The following is a 17,385-nucleotide window of genomic DNA, read 5'->3' as shown; positions in this document are numbered from 1 at the left end:
CCATTTCTTGCTGGCTCGCTATTATCCCGCATCGGACTCACTTTTCCAGCAGCATCGACTGCAAGAATTCGGCCGCGTGGGCCGCCCGCCGGGCGTCGTCCTCCTCGCGACGTTGCGCGACGGTGTCTCCTGTCGTCGCGAAATGTTCGCTGAGCTCGCGGCTGAACATTTCGCGCTCGCGCAACGCCCGCAGAGCGTTGCGCAGGGAGTCTTCGGCATCGATCATGCGGCCGTCGTCGAGCGACGCGGCCGAATAGGCATGACCGGTATGACAGGCAGGCCGACGCGGCATTTTGCTGTGCGCTCGCCCGTGAAAACGTTTCTGGTTCGGCGCCCGTTTTCAGCTTCCGCCACAATCCAGCCGCGCGGGTCGAAAGCGCTGCGCGAACGTCGAACGGCGCACATTTGGGAACAGGTGTGCGGGGCATCGGACGCCTGCGTTCCTTCGCGCGAAGTCACCCATGGCGTCGCTGCGACAGTCATGTTCATAAATCGACACTTACGGACGAACGCACCCTTTTACACGTCCGTTAACATCGATTTGAGGAGGGCACAACAGGATCGCCTGATTCAGGCAGGGAGAGCCATGGCACGGAGAAAGCTGAAACTGACGCGCTACCCAGCGGCAGCGGTCGCCACGCGCGACGACTTTTCGATCTACGTCACCGCGCGACGCAGCGCCGACGGACGCTTCTATGCCGATCTGCTGGTGAGCCGCAAAGCGGATGGCCGCCGTCTGTTCCCGTTCGATGGCGCACCCGAAGTCGGCCCGTTCAACAGCATCGAGGAAGCGCGACTCGCCGCCGAAGAATACGGTGCGCGGATCGTCGCGGCCGACCTTTCCTGTCCCGAGGCGTGAGCGCGTTGTGGGCGTGGCGCTCAGCAGTCTGGCTGTGATGGCGACGACACCGGGCCGTCGGCGTGCGCCGCTGTATCGCCTGGAGACAGGATCCCCATCAGAAGCCGGTGCCGGTTCATGACCGGCACACGGCTGCGCCCTTGCCACACCATCCAGCATGCGGGTTCGCACCGCGGATGCCGCGCTTCACTTCACTCGCTGTGACCAGCTTATGGCGGGACTTGCACCCGCGGGCCTGATGGCTGCCCCCTTTCCCGATTGACGTCGTCGTCTTCCGCGTTTTCGAAGCACCTGTGCGGCGGCGAGCTGATTTGGTTGGCAGGTCGAATGGTGTAGTGCCGTCGAACCAACGCGCCGCGCGGAACATCGATTGCATGTCTGTTGCTCGCCGTCATTGTGATCAAGAGGTAGCGCGCGCTTCACGTTTCGCGCATCGCCACCAGTTCCTGCCGGCGGTATGCTGGTTGCTGAAGCGTGGAAGAGCAGCGGATTCGCGCGTGCCCCCGTCGCAATGCGAGGCGCGCGCGGCGCTGCGCATTCGCGGGGAGGCGGCGATGGGCGATTTCGACGAGGCGCGCGCATGGATGGTCGAGCGGCAGATCGTGCAGCGCGGCGTGCGCGACGACTACGTGATCGAGGCGATGCGACGCGTGCCGCGCGAAGCATTCGTGCCGTCCGATCTGCGCGAATTCGCGTATGACGATACGCCGCTGCCGATCGGCGGCGAGCAGTCGATCTCGCAGCCATACATCGTCGCGAAGATGCTCGCGGCCGCCGAGTTGCAGCCCGGCGATCGCGTGCTCGACATCGGCACGGGCTCCGGCTATGCGGCCGCGATCGCCGCGGAGATCGCGGGCCGGGTGGATTCGATCGAACGCGACGCGAGCCTCGCCGAGGGTGCGCGCGAGCGCTTGCAGCGGCTCGGCTACGAGAACGTCGAGGTGCATGTCGGCGACGGCACCGTGGGGCTTGCCGCGCATGCGCCCTATAACGCGATCATCGCGGCGGCGGGCGGCCCGCACGTGCCGCGGGCGCTGCGCGCGCAGCTCGCGCTCGGCGGACGGCTCGTGATGCCGGTCGGCGGCAGCCCGAGCCGTCAGCGGCTCGTGAAGATCGTGCGACGTGGCGAACACGACTACGACGAACACGCGTTCGCCGACGTGCGCTTCGTACCGCTCGTCGGCGACGACGGCTGGCCGGAGCCTGGCGGCGCGCCGCGTACGTATGATTCGCGAGCTGAGCCGACCGCGCCGGTGCCGACCGCATCTACGCCACCCCCACTCGCAGTCGCGATTCGCGACGCGGCCGAACCATTACCCGACATCGATGCCCCGGAATTCGCGACGTTTTTCGATCGTTTCGCCATGCGTCGCGTCGTGCTGCTCGGCGAAGCCAGTCACGGCACGTCGGAGTTCTATCGCGCGCGGGCGGCGATCACGCGACGCCTCGTCGAGCGTCACGGCTTTTCGATGCTCGCAGTCGAGGCCGACTGGGCCGACGCCGCGATCATCGACCGGCATGTGCGCGATCGGCCGATGCCCGGCGAGCGGTCCCGCCCGTTTCGACGTTTCCCGACCTGGATGTGGCGCAACACCGACTTCATGAGCCTGGTCGCATGGCTGCGCTCGCACAATGCCGAGCACCGCGAGCGCGAAACGCGCTTTTGCGGGCTCGACATCTACAGCCTGTCCGAATCGATCGACGCGGTATTGCGCTATCTCGACAGCGTCGACCCGGCCGCGGCGCGCGTCGCGCGCGAGCGTTACGGCTGCCTCGGTCCATGGCAGAAAGATCCGGCCGTGTATGCCCGCGCCGCGTTGAGTGGCGGCTACGCGCGGTTCGAAGAGCACATGGTCGCGCAACTCGGCGATCTGCTGAAAAGCCGGCTCGCCTATGCGCGTGAAGACGGCGAGTGCTGCCTCGATGCCGCGCGGAAGGCGCGGCTCGTTGCGCTCGCCGAACACTACTATCGGGCGATGTACTACGGCGGGCCGCAAAGCTGGAATCTGCGCGACACGCACATGTTCGACACGCTGCGTCACGCGCTCGACAGCCGCGGGCCCCAGGCACGTTTGATCGTATGGGCGCACAACTCGCATATCGGCGACGCGAGCGCCACGCAGATGGGCCGCGTGCACGACGGGATCAATTTAGGCCAGCTGTGTCGCGCGCAGTTCGGCGACGCGGCGGCGCTGATCGGGTTCGGCACGCACAGCGGCACGGTCGCCGCGGCCAGCGACTGGGGCGGACCGATGGAAGTGAAGACCGTGCGGCCATCGTTCGACGGCAGTGTCGAATTCAGCATGCACGGCACGGGCCTTGCGCGTTTGCTGCTCGACCTGCGGCCCGGCGTGCACGACGCGCTGCGCGAACGGCTGCGCGCGCCGCTGCTGGAGCGTTTCATCGGTGTCATCTATCGTCCCGAGACCGAGCGGTATAGCCACTACGCGCAAGCGTCGCTGGCCGGGCAGTTCGACGCGTACGTGTGGTTCGATCGCACCAGCGCGGTGAGCGCGCTGCCCGTTTCCGCCGATGAAAAGAACCACGCGGCGCAGGCCTTTCCATTCGGCGTGTGACGGCGGTCGGCACGCATCTGCGTCAGGCGAGGAACGCGGCTTGCAACGGAACGGACAGTGCATATCCTGCTTGTCCGAACCGGGGGGGCCGCTCATGACCAAGGTAGTACAGCGCTTTGCGATCGCCGCGATGTCGGGTGTTGCCAGTGGCGTCGGCTGCGCGCGAGCGGTCGGGCGGAGCGCGACCCGGCCGGCTGGCACCGCGCAACCCTTGCTGTTCGCGCGGGCCGGCAACGCCGCGAACACCGAAGGCGGCGCGGGCGCGGCAGACGATACGGCCGCGCCGCCCGACGAGCTGAGCCGCGACCCGGTGAACCGCGCAAACCAGGCCGCGCCTCAGCACGGGCAGCGCCACCAGCAATTCGCTAGCGCGCCCCACGGAGCGAGCCGTGCGTGCTAGCGACGGCTCGCTCCAACTGCCTCCGACGCCGCGCGTGTTCGCGATTGCGCCATGAGAGACGAACCGGTCTGGTTCCTGCTGATCGGCGCGCTGCTCACCTTCATGGCCGTCGCGCGCGGGCCGATTCGCCGCTTGCCGCTGACAGGCGCGATGATCTATCTGCTGGTCGGCGTGGCGCTCGGACCGGGCGTGTCGGGTCTCGTCGGTGTCGATCTGCTCGGCAATGCAGCATTGCTCGCGACGCTCGCCGAAGTCGGGCTCGTCGTGTCGCTGTTCGCGATCGGCATGCATCTGCGCGTGCGGCCGCGCAATCCGCTGTGGCTGTTGCCGCTGCGACTCGGCGCGCCCGCGATGCTCGTCACCGTCGCGTTGATGTTCGGCTTCACCGCGCTCGTGACTGGACGCGCCGACGGCGCGGCGTTGTTCCTCGCGGCCGCGCTAGCGCCGACCGACCCGGTGCTTGCCAACGAGCTGCGCGTGACGCAGGCCGGCGACGACGAACCCGTGCGCTTCGCGCTGTCAGGGGAAGGCGGTCTGAACGACGGCGCCGCCTATCCGTTTGCCGCGTTGGGTTTGGCGTTTGTCGGCGTGAAGCTGTTCGGCTCGGGCAGCGGCGTGCATTTCGTCGGCTCGGTGCTGTGGGGGATCGTGAGCGCGCTCGTGATCGGCGGCGTATTCGCGATTCTGTTCGCGCGGACGATCTTTTTCCTACGCACCCGCTACGGCGAGGCGATCGGTCTCGACGGTTTTCTTGCGCTGGGGCTGATGTCGACATCGTATGGCGCGGCGCTGTGGCTGCACGCCTATGCGTTCGTCGCGGTGTTCGTCGCGGGCGTCGTGCTGCGTCATGAGGAATTGCGCGCCACGGGCGACAAGCATCCCGCGGAGGTGCTCGACGAGGTGCAGCACGGCGACCAGCTCGACGTCGCGAAAGACCCGGAAAAGGCGCACGCGGTCCTCGCCGAATCGATGATGGGCTTTACGCTCGAAATGGAGCGGATTGCGGAGATGTCGCTGATGCTGATCATCGGCTGCGTCGTGTCCGCGCATTGGCGCGAGATGCTCGACCTGCGCGCCGCGTTGTCCGTGCTGTTCCTGTTCTTCGTCGCGCGGCCGCTGTCCGTGGTGGTTTCGATGTTCGGTGCGCGCATCGACCACGCTCAGCGCTACCTGATGGCCTGGATGGGCATTCGCGGTGTCGGCGCGTTCTACTACCTTATGTTCGGGGTCGAATACGCGCGTGGCGCGATAGCACCGTTGCTGCCGACGGTGCTCGACGCGATCGTTTTGTCGGTGCTGCTGCATGGCTCGACCGCGAACTATCTGTTGCGGCGGTATTTCGGACGGCGTCGCTGAATGACGCGTCCGGGCATCCGCAAGAGGCGGATCATTCGCACCGGCATCCTCGGCAGGTCAGCGACGCGGCGGCCCAAACATCCTGGAAAGCGCACGCGCCAGTTCCTTCACGACCGGATCAGCGGTCGGACGATGCAGGAGTGCGATCTCCATCGATTCGATCGAGGGCAGGCGGCTTTTCGACGTCAGGACGACGTGCTCGGCAGTGACGGCGCGCGCCGGAAGAAGGCTGATGCCGAGACCGTCGGCGACAGCGGCCTGGATGCCGCTCAGACTCGAACTGATAAAACTGATTCGCCAACGGCGCCCGATGGCTTCGATCGCGTTGATCATGTCGTCCCGGTATAAACCTCGCGGCGGAAACGCGACGAGCGGAATCGGATCGAGCTGGATGGAAGGGTTTTTCGCGCTGTCGATCCATCGCATTTGCTCGGGCCACGTCGCGACAGCTTCGCGGCTGTTGCGACGTTGTTTGACGAGGACCAGGTCGAGATCTCCCCGGTCATAGCTACTGGCAAGATCACGGCTCAAGCCACTGGTCACTTCGAGCTTGACGAGCGGCTGCTTGCGATTGAACGTCGCGAGTACATGGGTGGTCGGTCCGCCGACGAAATCCTCCGGGACGCCGAGACGCACGGTCAAGCCCACGGTTGCGCCCGACAGCGCTTCGAGCATCTCGTCGTTGAGCGCGAGCATGCGTCGCGCGTATCCGAGCAGCGTTTCTCCCGCATCGGTCGGACGCACGTCCCGGCTGCCACGATCGAGCAGCTTGTGTCCAGCCATGTCCTCCAGCCGCCGAATTTTCTGGCTCACGGTGGACTGAGTCGAATGGAGTCGCGCGGACGCCGCTGTGAATGTGCCGCAATCTGCGACCATGACGATCGCTTTGAGCAGATCGAGATCGAACAACGGTCTACGCGGTTTTGCACTGTTTGCCATGGCGTCATTCGATGCGTGAATGAATTGCCGACTTGTATCACGCACCGTACGGGCTGGCAATCGTGCCGTCTGCTAGCCGGATGCTTCTACTCTGCCGGCCGCTGTTCTTAGTTATAAACGTCGAACGCGAAGTACTTGCGGGAAATGCGCTGGTAGGTGCCGTCTTGAATGATCTCGGCCAGTGCCTTGTTGATCTGCTGGCGCAGTTCGTTGTCTTCCTTGCGAACGCCGATGGCGGCACCGAGGCCCAGCGTTTTCGGATCGCTCAGTGCAGGTCCGGCGAACGCGTAGTCGCGGCCGCTGGCGGTCTTCAGAAAGCCAAGTTCCGCCTGCACCGACGATTGCAGCGCGGCATCGATGCGGCCAGCCAGCAGGTCCTGATAGACGAGGTCTTGAGTCTGATAGGTCCGCAGAATGACGCCTTTCGGTTCCCAGTAGGTGCGGGCGTACGTTTCCTGCGTCGAACCCTGCTCCACGCCGACGGTCTTGCCCTTCAATGACTCGGCGGTGGGCAGAATGTCCGAGCCTTTTCTTGCGACCAACCGTGGCAGCACGTTGTCGATCTTGTCAGTGAAGGCGATCTGCTCTTCACGCTTGGCGGTGACGCTCATCGACGACAACACGCCGTCGAATTTCCTCGCTTTCAGGGCCGGAATCATTCCGTCGAAAGAGTTTTCGATCCACACACATTTGACCTTCAGCCTTTCACAGATCGCATTGCCAAGGTCGATGTCGAAGCCCACCAGTTTGCCGTCCGGCGCGAGGGACTCGAACGGGGCATAGCTGGGATCAACTCCGAAGCGAATGGCCTTTAGATCGCTGGCATGTCCAGCTCCGGCCACGAGGGCGAGGGTTACCGCAAGCACTGCTTTCTTCATGACGTCTCCATCCATGTTTGGTGATATGTCGCGCCAAGCGTAAGCTCCTCTGCCGTCATGAGGAAATGAAATATTCGACTGGTAATCAGTGGAAAACGAAATGGCCAGCGGGGAATTCCTCAGCATTAATTTATCCACTGCATCATATTCACACATTTAATTTTCGAATACACGGGCAGGTGGATATCATCGGACGGTGACGATGCAATTAGCGAGTATCACCATGAAAATCCGCATTATTCTCGCCGCGCTGCCGTTCATCGGGCTCTTTTCGGGTGGCTCGCTGGCGGCGCACACGACCTTTCTGTTCGGCATGCCTTTTCTGCTGGTGTGGAACCTGTTCTGGATGGGCGCGACAGCGGCCATTCTGGCGCTCATCTATCGCCTCGACAGTCGCGACGCAGCCGCGGGCGCGCGCGAAAGCGCGGGAGGGGGGCAATGAACCCGGCACTGATCATCATCGTTCTGTTCGCGATCTTCGCACTCGCGGTGGGCCTGTACGCACGGCGCGGAAAGAAGCTCAGCCTGGAGCAATGGGCAATCGGCGGACGCGGTTTCGGTTCTCTACTCACTTTCCTGCTGATGGCGGGCGCGGCCTTCTCGACTTTCACGTTCCTCGGCGCGAGCGGCTGGACCTATAGCAAGGGCGTGCCCGCTTTCTATATCCTGTCGTACGGCTGTCTCGCCTACGTGCTCGGTTACTGGATGCTGCCCGTCATCTGGCGCCACGCGAAGGAGCGCGGCCTCGTGTCGTTCGCCGACTATTTCGCCTCCAAATACGAAAGTCGCGCCGTGGGTGTGCTGGTTTCGGTGGTGGCCGTGCTGGCGATGGTCGCGCTGTTGATCATCCAATTGCGTGGGCTCGGCATCATCGTCTCGGAGATGTCGTATGGCCTGATTTCGCAGAATACGGCGATCTGGATCAGCGCGCTGCTGATGGTCGCATACATGACGGTCTCGGGTATTCACGGCTCGGCTAGCATCGCGATCTTCAAGGATGCGCTGATTCTCGGTCTCGCGATCTTTCTCGGCACGTACTTGCCGCTGCATTACTTCGGCGGCGTCGGCGAGATGTTCGCGCGCATCGATGCCGTGCATCCGGAACTACTGCGCATGCCCGAACATGGGTTGAACCTGAGCTGGTACAACTCGACGCTGCTGCTGACGGCGCTCGGCTACTACCTGTATCCGCACGGCTTCACGGCGGTCTATGTGGCACGCGACGCCTCGGCGCTGCGCAAGAACGTCGTGCTGATGCCGATCTATCAGGTGCTCATCGCGTTCCTGTTCCTCGTCGGTTTCGCCGCCGTGCTCACCGTGCACGGCCTGGAGGGCGCGCAGACCGATCTCGCGTTGTTGCGGCTCGTGAAGCAGACGTTCCCGTCGTGGTTCGTCGGTATCGTCGGCGGGGCTGGGCTGCTCACGGCGCTGGTGCCGGGCTCGTTGATCATGCTCAACGCCTCGACGACGATCGCTCGCAACGTCTATCGCGAAGGCTTTGCCCCACAGGCCAGCGACAGGGCCGTTACGCGCGTTGCCCGTATTTCGTTGCCGCTGTTCACGCTGGTCGTCGTCTTCTTCGTGTTGCGCGGCGGCACGACGTTCGTCGCGCTGGCTATCTTCTCATCGAGCTTGCTCACTCAACTCGTGCCCATGCTCGCATCGAGTTTCCTGAAGCGTCCGTTCGGCACGCGCGAGGCGGCGTTTGGCGGCATCGCGGCGGGCGGCGTCGTACTCGGGCTGTCGAACTGGGGTGGCATGACGCTCGCGTCCGTATTTCCGAACGCGCCGCTCGCGCTCACGTCCATCAACATGGGACTCGTCGCTCTGTTCTCGAACGCGGTGGTCTTCGTTGCAATCAGCGCCGCGCAACACCTGCTGCGTGCGCGTATCGATACTGCCGTCGAATCGGCATGACACACATGACTCGCAATCTCTATCTCTCCAATGTCCGGCTGGCCGATGCCGAGCCGGTTTCCGTAGCGGTCGTCGATGGCCGGATCGAAGCGCTTGGCGCGCACGTCGCCGCGCCAGGCGACGCCCATCTCGAAGATGGCGGCGGCGCGTTGCTGCTGCCGGGGTTCGTCGAAGGCCACACGCACATCGACAAGAGCAACTGGGGACGCCCGTGGTATCGCAACGATGTCGGTCCACTGCTCACCGATCGCATCGGCAATGAACGCGAGTGGCGCAAGACCTCCGGGCACGATGCGGCCGCGCAATCGCTCGCGCTGTCGCGCGCGTTCGTGCAGGCGGGCACCACGCGTCTGCGTACGCATGTCGATGTCGATACCGATGCGGGCCTGCGCTATCTCGAAGGCGTGTGCGCGACGCGAGAGGCGATGCGCGACGTGCAGGACATGCAGATCGTCGCGTTTCCGCAATCGGGCATGCTGGTTCGCCCCGGCACGGTCGAACTGCTCGGCAGCGCGCTCGCGGAAGGCGCCGACGTACTCGGCGCGCTCGATCCGGCGCTGATCGACGGCGATCCCGTCGCCTCGCTGAACGCGACCTTCGCGCTCGCGGAGCGCTATCGCAAGCCGATCGATATTCATTTGCACGAGCCCGGCGAGATCGGCGCGTTCACGCTGAAATTGCTGCTCGATCGGGTCAAAGCGATGAGCATGCAGGGACAGGTCGTCGTCAGTCACGGCTTTTGTCTGGGCGCGCTGCCGGAGCGCGAGCGCGATGTGCTGCTCGCCCGGATCGCCGATCTGCGGGTGGCGTTGTTGACGAGCGCGCCGCCTTCGCGCACGGTGCCGCCGCTCAAGACGTGTCGTGAGAAGGGCATCACGATGTTTGGTGGCAACGACGGGATTCGCGATACGTGGTCCCCGTACGGCGTCCCTGACATGCTCGAACGTGCAATGCTGATCGGCTTGCGCTACGACCTGCGGCGCGACGACGATCTTCAGATCGCATTCGATTGCGTGAGCCACGCCGCTGCGCGCGGCTGCGGATTCGACGACTATGGCCTGCAGCCCGGCGCGCGCGCCGACCTCGTGCTGGTCGATGCAGAGTCCGTCGCGCATGCGGTCGTGGCGAGGCCGAAGCGCAAGCTCGTCGTGGCGAACGGACGCATCGTCGCGCGCAACGGAGAACTCGTCCCGTCATGAACGAATACGAAAACGTCGATGTACTGATCGCGCACGGCTGTGTGATCACGATGGATCCATCGCGCCGCGTCATCGACGATGGCGCGGTGGCCGTGAAGGGCGAGCGCATCGTCGCCGTCGGCGAAACGAACGAGTTGGTGCGGCGATATCGCGCGGCACGGGTGATCGATGCGCGCCGCAAGGCCGTACTGCCGGGTCTGATCGATGCCCACGCTCATGCCGGACACGCGATGCTGAAAACGATCGGCGGCGCGGACGGCGACGCATGGACGGCGGCGTGCGAGGCGATCTATACGCGCGCATCTGACGAGGCGTTCTGGGAAACCGAGTCACATCTCGCGGCGCTCGAGCGTCTGAAGGCGGGCGTGACAACCGGCGTGTCGCTGCTGGGCGGCGGAGATTCGATCATGCGTGTTGATGACGCCGTGTACGCGCGGCGTCACTGCGACGCCGTGGTCAAGACGGGCACGCGTTCGATTGTCGCGGTCGGACCGTCGCGTCCGCCCGCGCCTCGTGCCTATACACGGCACGCTGCAGGCGGCAGCGAGACGCGCGAGATCTCCTTCGATCGCATGTTCGAGGTATGCAGGGACATTGTCGATGCGTGTCACGGCGATGCCGATGGCCGCATCCGGATCGCGCTGACGCTACCCGTGTATGCGCCGGACCACTATCCGGACGTCGCGCGATACGAACACGACTTCCGCCGCGAGGCGGCGCGCTATGCGGCCTTCGCTCGCGAACGGGATTTGGGTTTTACCCAGGATGGCCATCGCGCGGGCACACTCGATTTCGCGCATCGCGAACTGGGACTGCTGAGCGCGAAGTCGTTCATGTCGCATGCCATCGATCTGACGGAGGCCGACATCGCGGCATGCGTCGAGACGGGCGCTTCGATCGTGCACAACCCGAGCGCGATCATGTCGATCATCGGACGCTGCCCGGTCCCGGAACTGATCGATGCGGGCGTGACGGTGGCGATTGGCTCCGACGGCGCGGCGCCCGACCGCGGTTACGACATGTTCCGGCACATGTGGCAGTGCATGCACTACCATCGCCGGCACTTCCGCGATCCGGATGTTCTGCCGCACGGCAAGGTGCTCGAAATGGTGACGATCGATGCCGCGCGGGCATTGTCGCTCGATCGCGAACTGGGCTCGCTCGAAGCGGGCAAGCAGGCTGACATCATTCTGGTCGACCTGTTCAAGCCGCACCTGATGCCGATGCATATGCCTGTCTACCGCGTCACCTGTTTCGCCAATGCCGGCGACGTATGCATGACGATGGTCGGTGGGAAGATCCTGATGGAGGACTACCGGGTGCTGTCGGTCGATGAAGACGCGATCCTCGCACGCGTCTCGGAGGTCGCGGAGCATACGTTCGAGCGCGCTGGTTTGCGTCATTTGCTCGATGCGCCACCTTCGCTCTGGGGGCGCAGCCGCTATTGAGGCCGCGCTCGGCGCGGCACGCCCGGATGAAGGGGCGTGCCGTTTGGCCTGAATTCAGCGCGGCGCGTTGAGCGTCAGCTTCATATGCCGGTTGACGTCCTTGTACAGCAGATAGCGGAAACGGCTCGGTCCGCCTGCATAGCAGGCCTGCGGGCAGAACGCGCGCAGCCACATGAAGTCGCCCGCTTCCACCTCGACCCAGTCCTGGTTCAGACGATAGACCGCCTTGCCTTCCAGCACGTACAGGCCGTGCTCCATGACGTGCGTTTCCGCGAACGGGATGACGCCGCCGGGCTGGAAGGTGACGATGTTGACGTGCATATCGTGGCGCATGTCGCTGGTATCGACGAAGCGCGTCGTGACCCAGCGTCCTTCCGTGCCCGGCATCGGAATCGGTTCGATGTCCTGCTCGTTCTTCACGAACGGTTCGGGAAGCGGCACGCCATCCACGGCTTCATAGTGCTTGCGGATCCAGTGAAAGCGTGCGGTGTCCCCGTGGCGATTGCGCAATTGCCAGTTCGTGCCTGGCGGAATGAACGCATAGCCGCCCGGCTTCAGGACGTGCAGGCTGCCTTGCAGCGTCACCTCGATTTCGCCTTCGACGACGAAAAGCACGCCTTCGGCTTTCTCATCCTGTTCAGGATGCTCGCTGCCGCCGCCGGAAGCCACTTCCATGATGTATTGCGAGAACGTTTCGGCGAATCCGGACAGCGGACGCGCCAGAACCCAGAGGCGCGTGTTGTCCCAGAAGGGAAGGTGACTCGTGACGATATCGCGAAGTACGCCCTTCGGAATGACCGCGTACGCTTCCGTGAACATCGCGCGATCGGTCAACAACTCCGTCTGTGCAGGATGGCCGCCGTGAGGCGCATAGTAAGTGTTGCTTGACATACAGGTGTCTCCGGTAAATGTTCACCTCGTTGCACGCATGACGACGCCATGGTGATGTCGAGGTTTTTCGGACTCGAATCGCAGACTGGATAGGTCGTACTGGAACTCGCCGCCGCGGACGATGGCGCGCTCCGCAGGCGCCGCTGCCACGGCAGCAGCGCCATTGGGCGCCTTGACAATGACGAAGCTCGCGTCACTGCCGGGCTTCAGTCCGTAAGCATCTTTGCCGAGCACGGCGGCGCCGGCGTTTGTGGCCATATGAAGCGCGACGAGCAGCTCGTGGTCGGTGTAGAAACCGGACCGGTAGCCGATCAACATCGCTCTTTGCAGCATGTCGCCATTGCCGTAAGGCCACCAGGCGTCCTGGATGTTGTCGTTGCCGGTAAAGACGCACACGCCTGCTTCACGCAATCGCAGGATCGGCGGGAACGCCCGGTCGCCAGGCGCGTTGGTCATGATCGATACGCCAGCCTGCGCGAGCGTCGCGGCGATCCGGTCTACCACGCCGGGGGCGACATCGCCCAACCCGTAGGCATGGCTGACGGCGACGCGGCCCTGCATGCCTGATGCCTTCGTGCGCGCGGCGATCCGGTGCAACTGGTCGATTCCTTGCTGTCCCGGTTCGTGCAAGTGAATATCGATCTTCACGCCGCGCCTTTCCGCGATGTCGAAGATGATCTGAAGCTGGCCGTCGGCGTCGCCGTCGAGTGTCGTCGGGTCGATGCCACCGACCACCTCTGCGCCTTCGCATGCAGCCGCATCGAGAATATCCGCCGTGCCGGGACAGGAAACGACACCTGCCTGGGGAAACGCCACCAGTTCGATGTCGACGAGACCGCGCCATTTCTCGCGCGCCGCCATGACTGCGTGCAGGTGGGTCAGTCCCGTGCTTGCGTCGACGTCCACGTGACTGCGCATTGCAATGGTGCCGAACGATGCGGCCTGGCGTATCAGCGCATCCGCACGTTCCGCGATGGGGCGCGCGCCAGCCAGTTCCTGCTTCTCAACGGCAAGGCGCTCACGCAGACTCGAGGCTGGCCGGTGAGGGCGCCAGCGATCGCCCACGAAGCTCTTGTCCAGATGAATATGACCATCGACGAAGCCCGGCAGGACAAGGTGGCCCTCGAGATCGATGATCTCTTCGTCGCCGGTCTCGGGGTGTTGCGAGCCGACGGCGGCAAACAGACCGTTTTTTACCGCGAGGTTCAATGCGTTGCCGTTGACGTCGATGGCATTGATGAAGACGCGGTCGTACATGCTTGTGCCTCAGTGAATCGGGACATGGTCAACACATCCCGAACCTTCGGCGGCGCTGCGTTGACTAGTCCTTAGGGTGGTGGACCTGTTCAAAGTACAGCAGGCGCATAGCATCTACAAATTAAATGATGAAATGAGATTCATCCATTTTCTGAATGGGTGCTCGCCACTGGCGCAGAGTGATGTAGAACTCGCGTCATTTCCGTTGTCGTGATCGTCGGTTCTGCTATGCCAGCAGCTTCGAAATCTGCGCGGCGGCGCGCTTGACCGGCAACGCCAGCGCTTCGTCGTGCTCCGGCCGATCGGCGAACAGACGCGACGGCCCGGCGATGCTGAGTGCGGCAACCGGGTTGCCCGCGGCGTCGACGATCGGCGCCGCGCACGAATCGATGCCCGCTTCCAGTCCCGAATGACTCCACGCGCAACCGTCCGCGCGTATTTCGGCGAGACGCGCCGACAGTGCCTCGAACGATGGCGCGTCGGCGTCCTTCCACTCGGTCGCGCAGAGCCGCTCGAGTTCCGCGCGCGCGAGCAGCGCGAGCATCGCGAGCCCCGGCGTCGCACGATACGCGGGCAGCCGGCTGCCGACGCGGATCTGACTGACGAGCGGCGTGTCCGGTACTTCTGCGAGCGAGTAGACGATTTCCGCGCCTTCGCGCACGACCAGATAGGCCGACATGCGCGTCGACGCGGCGAGCGTCGGCAGTACGGCGCGCGCATGCGCGATCAGATCGGACGATCCCAGCGCGGCCGAAGCGAGCGTCAGAAACGGCATCCCCAGACGATGTCCGGTCCCGTCCGCGACGATCAGGCCGAGCGCTTCGAGCGACGCGATCAATCGCATCAGCGTGATGCGATTGACGCCGAGCTGCCGCGCGGCCTCGCTGACGTTGCCGGTCTGCCCGCCCTCGGCAATGAAGCGCAACAGCCGGAACGAGCGTTCGACGGCGTTCGGGGCTTCAGTGCTGCGTTCTGAACGGTCAGACATGCGATGGCCGAGGAGCGGGATAAAGGACAGCGATCATGCCACAGGAACCGTCCACGCATCGTAGCCGTAGACCCAGTCGGCGTTGCCGCCTTCCTTGAGCCAGTTGTTGCCGCGCGAGCCGATCTGGATGCGCGCGGTGCGCTCGCGACGCGCTTCTTCGTAGCGCGCGAGCGCGGCATCGAGCGTCGTGGACGAAGCGCCGGCGAGCGCGCGCGACAGCACGACCGCGTCTTCGATCGCCATGCCGGCGCCCTGCGCCATGAACGGCATCATCGGATGGCAGGCGTCGCCGAGCAGCGTGAAGTTGCCGCGGCTCCATTGCGGCAGCGGGTCGCGCACGTACAGCGCCGAGGCCAGCACGGTATCGCAGGCGGCCAGCAGCGTTTTCGCGTCGGCGTGAAAGTGCCGGTAGGCCTCGCGCAGCGCGTCGGGGTCGCCGGGGGCGGTCCACGATTCGTTGGTCCAGTCGGGCTGCGCGGTCGTCGCGAAGATGAACACGTCGCGGCCGCGATTCAGTGGGAACGTAACGATCTGCGATTCCGGCGTCGGGCCCCACCATTTGACGAACGCGCCGGTTTCGAGATTCGCGAGACGCGTGGCGGGCACCACCGCGCGATACGACACGACGCCGGTGAACTGAGGCGCGTCCGGGCCGAGGATGAATTCGCGCACCCCGGAATGAATACCGTCCGCGCCGATCACGAGATCGAAGCGATGCACGACGCCGTCGGCGAGCGTGACGGTGGCGGCGCCGTCTTCCTGCGCGAGCTTCGTCACGCGATGGCCGAGCCGCAACGCGCCGGCGGGCATCGCGGCTTCGAGCGCTGTGATCACGTCGGCACGGTGCATCGTCAATTGCGGGGCGCCGTACTTGATCTCGGCTTCGTCGGACATCGGCAGATGCGACGTCACTTCGCCGGTGTCCCACGTCCGGCTGATGCGCGCCGACGGACGCGCGGCGGTTTCGCGCAGCGTAGCGCCGATGCCGAGGCCGTCCAACGCGCGCACCGCGTTCGGCGTCAGGTTGATGTCCGCGCCGACGCGGCCGAAACGCTCGGCCTGTTCGAACACGACCACGTCGTGGCCTTGCTCGTGCAACGCGATAGCCGCCGCCAGGCCGCCGATTCCGCCGCCATTGATTCCGATCTTCAGCACTTCGTTTCTCCGATGTTCATAAATGAACATATTGGTGATAATTTGAACAGGTGACGATTGTGGCCAGAAATTTTTCGGGATGCAACGAGTTTTGGGAGGCGAGGGCCTGGGGGAATCCCTTGGTGAGGAAAGCGGAAGTCACGCCGAAGGCCTTGGGGAGAGGCAGCGTGAAGGTTCATGCGAACCGTGTGCGGGTTGCCGAGTGTGAATAACGCAGGGAGAAGAAAAGCACTGCGGGGTGCGGGAGAGCGAGCGGGTTGCGCGAAAGACTCGCGAAGATCAGCAACCGCGTAGCGGGGCGCTACGCGGTATCGGCCTGGAGCGGCCTGCTACGCCGCGGGCGCAACGGACGCCCCAGCGATCCCATGTCGCGCGAGCGATTGCGCCACGAAGCCCGACGCCTTCACCTCTTCGACGAACGAACGCAGCGCCTGAGCCGCCGCTTCGCCGCGGCTCTTCGGCACACCCATCGCCTGGCGGATCACCATGAAGCGCTCGTCGAGCAGCCGCAGTCCGGTGGTTTGCTTCGCATCGGCTTCGAGTTGCTGCTTCACGCCTGCGGCCACTTCCAGTTGCTGCTCGATGAACGTCGGCACGACACTCGGCGAGCTTGGCGCGCGCACGATCTGCGCGGCCTTCAGTTCGCGCGTCAGAAACAGATCGTACGCACTGCCTTTGCCGACGACGACCCGGTTGTGCGGTTGATCCACATCCTGATTCGAGCGCACCGGCGAGTCATCGCGCACCAGATAGAAGCCTTCGATCAACACATACGGCGCCGTGAACTCAATCGTTTCGCCGCGCAATGGATCGATCGCGAAGAAGCCGAAATCAGCGAGCTCCTCGCTGACGGCCTGCACCGATTTGCCGGCCGTATCGAACACCACCAGTTCCAGTTCGACCTTCAGTTTTGCGGCGAACGCGCGCGCGAGATCGATCGATACGCCGAACGGCTCGTCGGATTCAGTGTGACGATTAGCGAGGATCGGATTGCCGAGATTGATCGACGCGCGCAGCTTGCCCGTAGGCGTGAACGTGGCGACGACGGATTGATCGATGGTCATGAAGGCTCTCGTGGCGACCGCGTTCAGGGCGAAGCGCGGTCTCAGGTTCAAGGATTTCGCTGATGCGGGACAGCGCGTCGAGCGTATGGAGCAGGGCGCCAGCGAAAGTGCAACGGTGAACGCTGAAAATCAACGAACTGACGTGCAGTCGCGCCAAAGGTGCCCGGTCGGCCGCGTCAGAGGTCGTGCGACTGGCCTACTATCGCGCCAAAGTTGCAGCATTTCGCCGGATGCGATTGTCAGTCGACCCTGAGCCGTCTCCCAGCGCCCACCGTTCAAAAGTCGCTTGCCGAAGTCTAGCGGACGTCCGCCCGCGCCGTCGCCAGCTGCTGTTGACTTTTCCACCGCTCGAACCCGTTCGCTTTACCGTCAGCTCACTGTCAGGCGGATGTGCGGTCAACCGCGAAAAACCGCTCACGTGAAATGGCCCACGAGGCTGTACGTCGCGGCAGCCCCAA

At 64.3% G+C, this 17,385-nt stretch carries 16 protein-coding genes; 8 read left to right on the top strand and 8 right to left on the bottom strand.

Features of this window, described 5'->3' with window-relative positions:
• Window positions 1-37: 37 nt before the first annotated feature.
• Window positions 38-226, bottom strand: coding sequence for a hypothetical protein (locus L0U84_RS35485; protein ID WP_233857343.1), 189 nt, complete (start codon window positions 224-226; stop codon window positions 38-40).
• Between the two features lie 360 nt (window positions 227-586).
• Between L0U84_RS35485 and L0U84_RS35480 the strand changes: the two genes are divergently transcribed.
• The 4 genes from L0U84_RS35480 (at window position 587) to L0U84_RS35465 (ending at window position 5,191) form a co-directional block, all read left to right on the top strand.
• On the top strand, window positions 587-859 hold the full coding sequence (locus L0U84_RS35480; RefSeq protein WP_233857341.1) for a DUF6723 family protein: 273 nt from the start codon (window positions 587-589) through the stop codon (window positions 857-859).
• Between the two features lie 554 nt (window positions 860-1,413).
• Window positions 1,414-3,435, top strand: coding sequence for a protein-L-isoaspartate(D-aspartate) O-methyltransferase (locus tag L0U84_RS35475; RefSeq protein WP_233859784.1), 2,022 nt, complete (start codon window positions 1,414-1,416; stop codon window positions 3,433-3,435).
• A 94-nt stretch (window positions 3,436-3,529) separates the two neighbouring features.
• Window positions 3,530-3,835 (top strand): hypothetical protein, encoded by a 306-nt coding sequence (locus tag L0U84_RS35470; protein ID WP_233857339.1) that lies wholly within the window; start codon window positions 3,530-3,532, stop codon window positions 3,833-3,835.
• A 51-nt stretch (window positions 3,836-3,886) separates the two neighbouring features.
• Window positions 3,887-5,191 carry a cation:proton antiporter domain-containing protein gene (locus L0U84_RS35465; protein WP_233857337.1) on the top strand — a complete coding sequence of 435 codons (1,305 nt, stop codon included), beginning with the start codon at window positions 3,887-3,889 and terminating at the stop codon, window positions 5,189-5,191.
• 57 nt (window positions 5,192-5,248) lie between these two features.
• On the opposite strand, the gene L0U84_RS35460 is transcribed toward L0U84_RS35465, so the two are convergent.
• A complete protein-coding gene (locus L0U84_RS35460; protein WP_233857335.1) occupies window positions 5,249-6,130 on the bottom strand; it encodes a LysR family transcriptional regulator in 882 nt (293 codons plus the stop codon).
• A gap of 107 nt (window positions 6,131-6,237) precedes the next feature.
• Window positions 6,238-7,008, bottom strand: a complete 771-nt coding sequence (locus tag L0U84_RS35455; protein ID WP_233857333.1) for an ABC transporter substrate-binding protein — start codon at window positions 7,006-7,008, stop codon at window positions 6,238-6,240.
• A 223-nt stretch (window positions 7,009-7,231) separates the two neighbouring features.
• On the opposite strand from L0U84_RS35455, the gene L0U84_RS35450 reads away from it, so the two are divergent.
• Genes L0U84_RS35450 through L0U84_RS35435 form a run of 4 tightly spaced genes read left to right on the top strand, consistent with a single transcriptional unit; the run spans window position 7,232 to window position 11,572 of the window.
• Window positions 7,232-7,450, top strand: a complete 219-nt coding sequence (locus L0U84_RS35450) for a DUF3311 domain-containing protein (protein ID WP_233857331.1) — start codon at window positions 7,232-7,234, stop codon at window positions 7,448-7,450.
• Window positions 7,447-8,925, top strand: a complete 1,479-nt coding sequence (locus L0U84_RS35445; protein WP_233857330.1) for a sodium:solute symporter family protein — start codon at window positions 7,447-7,449, stop codon at window positions 8,923-8,925. Before L0U84_RS35450 ends, L0U84_RS35445 begins: the two co-directional genes overlap by 4 nt.
• Before the next feature lie 5 nt (window positions 8,926-8,930).
• The gene (locus L0U84_RS35440) at window positions 8,931-10,124 is read left to right on the top strand and encodes an amidohydrolase family protein (protein WP_233859783.1); all 1,194 of its coding nucleotides are present in this window, start codon (window positions 8,931-8,933) and stop codon (window positions 10,122-10,124) included.
• Complete coding sequence (locus tag L0U84_RS35435; RefSeq protein WP_233857328.1) at window positions 10,121-11,572, top strand: amidohydrolase family protein; 1,452 nt, start codon at window positions 10,121-10,123, stop codon at window positions 11,570-11,572. The genes L0U84_RS35440 and L0U84_RS35435 overlap by 4 nt, the downstream gene beginning before the upstream one ends.
• Before the next feature lie 54 nt (window positions 11,573-11,626).
• On the opposite strand, the gene L0U84_RS35430 is transcribed toward L0U84_RS35435, so the two are convergent.
• The 5 genes from L0U84_RS35430 to L0U84_RS35410 all read right to left on the bottom strand — a co-directional run bounded on the left by L0U84_RS35430 (window position 11,627) and on the right by L0U84_RS35410 (window position 16,927).
• Complete coding sequence (locus L0U84_RS35430) at window positions 11,627-12,463, bottom strand: bifunctional allantoicase/(S)-ureidoglycine aminohydrolase (RefSeq protein WP_129958678.1); 837 nt, start codon at window positions 12,461-12,463, stop codon at window positions 11,627-11,629.
• Between the two features lie 21 nt (window positions 12,464-12,484).
• Window positions 12,485-13,720 carry an amidohydrolase family protein gene (locus L0U84_RS35425; protein ID WP_233857326.1) on the bottom strand — a complete coding sequence of 412 codons (1,236 nt, stop codon included), beginning with the start codon at window positions 13,718-13,720 and terminating at the stop codon, window positions 12,485-12,487.
• A 226-nt stretch (window positions 13,721-13,946) separates the two neighbouring features.
• The gene (locus tag L0U84_RS35420) at window positions 13,947-14,708 is read right to left on the bottom strand and encodes an IclR family transcriptional regulator (protein ID WP_233857324.1); all 762 of its coding nucleotides are present in this window, start codon (window positions 14,706-14,708) and stop codon (window positions 13,947-13,949) included.
• A 33-nt stretch (window positions 14,709-14,741) separates the two neighbouring features.
• On the bottom strand, window positions 14,742-15,893 hold the full coding sequence (locus L0U84_RS35415) for an FAD-dependent monooxygenase (protein WP_233857322.1): 1,152 nt from the start codon (window positions 15,891-15,893) through the stop codon (window positions 14,742-14,744).
• Between the two features lie 299 nt (window positions 15,894-16,192).
• Complete coding sequence (locus tag L0U84_RS35410) at window positions 16,193-16,927, bottom strand: ABC transporter substrate-binding protein (RefSeq protein WP_233857320.1); 735 nt, start codon at window positions 16,925-16,927, stop codon at window positions 16,193-16,195.
• Between the last annotated feature and the right edge of the window lie 458 nt (window positions 16,928-17,385).

This window comes from Paraburkholderia sp. HD33-4 (assembly GCF_021390635.1).
Taxonomy (GTDB): Bacteria; Pseudomonadota; Gammaproteobacteria; order Burkholderiales; family Burkholderiaceae; genus Paraburkholderia.
Note: the sequence above shows the minus strand (reverse complement) of the source record. Positions and strands in the feature narration are given on the sequence as shown.

Coding starts and splice junctions, on each gene's coding strand:
- L0U84_RS35470 (WP_233857339.1), top strand. CDS start 3,530: ATGACCAAGGTAGTACAGCGCTTTGCGATCGCCGCGATGTCGGGTGTT.
- L0U84_RS35430 (WP_129958678.1), bottom strand. CDS start 12,463: ATGTCAAGCAACACTTACTATGCGCCTCACGGCGGCCATCCTGCACAG.
- L0U84_RS35440 (WP_233859783.1), top strand. CDS start 8,931: ATGACTCGCAATCTCTATCTCTCCAATGTCCGGCTGGCCGATGCCGAG.
- L0U84_RS35435 (WP_233857328.1), top strand. CDS start 10,121: ATGAACGAATACGAAAACGTCGATGTACTGATCGCGCACGGCTGTGTG.
- L0U84_RS35465 (WP_233857337.1), top strand. CDS start 3,887: ATGAGAGACGAACCGGTCTGGTTCCTGCTGATCGGCGCGCTGCTCACC.
- L0U84_RS35460 (WP_233857335.1), bottom strand. CDS start 6,130: ATGGCAAACAGTGCAAAACCGCGTAGACCGTTGTTCGATCTCGATCTG.
- L0U84_RS35480 (WP_233857341.1), top strand. CDS start 587: ATGGCACGGAGAAAGCTGAAACTGACGCGCTACCCAGCGGCAGCGGTC.
- L0U84_RS35420 (WP_233857324.1), bottom strand. CDS start 14,708: ATGTCTGACCGTTCAGAACGCAGCACTGAAGCCCCGAACGCCGTCGAA.
- L0U84_RS35410 (WP_233857320.1), bottom strand. CDS start 16,927: ATGACCATCGATCAATCCGTCGTCGCCACGTTCACGCCTACGGGCAAG.
- L0U84_RS35425 (WP_233857326.1), bottom strand. CDS start 13,720: ATGTACGACCGCGTCTTCATCAATGCCATCGACGTCAACGGCAACGCA.
- L0U84_RS35455 (WP_233857333.1), bottom strand. CDS start 7,008: ATGAAGAAAGCAGTGCTTGCGGTAACCCTCGCCCTCGTGGCCGGAGCT.
- L0U84_RS35485 (WP_233857343.1), bottom strand. CDS start 226: ATGATCGATGCCGAAGACTCCCTGCGCAACGCTCTGCGGGCGTTGCGC.
- L0U84_RS35450 (WP_233857331.1), top strand. CDS start 7,232: ATGAAAATCCGCATTATTCTCGCCGCGCTGCCGTTCATCGGGCTCTTT.
- L0U84_RS35415 (WP_233857322.1), bottom strand. CDS start 15,893: ATGTTCATTTATGAACATCGGAGAAACGAAGTGCTGAAGATCGGAATC.
- L0U84_RS35445 (WP_233857330.1), top strand. CDS start 7,447: ATGAACCCGGCACTGATCATCATCGTTCTGTTCGCGATCTTCGCACTC.
- L0U84_RS35475 (WP_233859784.1), top strand. CDS start 1,414: ATGGGCGATTTCGACGAGGCGCGCGCATGGATGGTCGAGCGGCAGATC.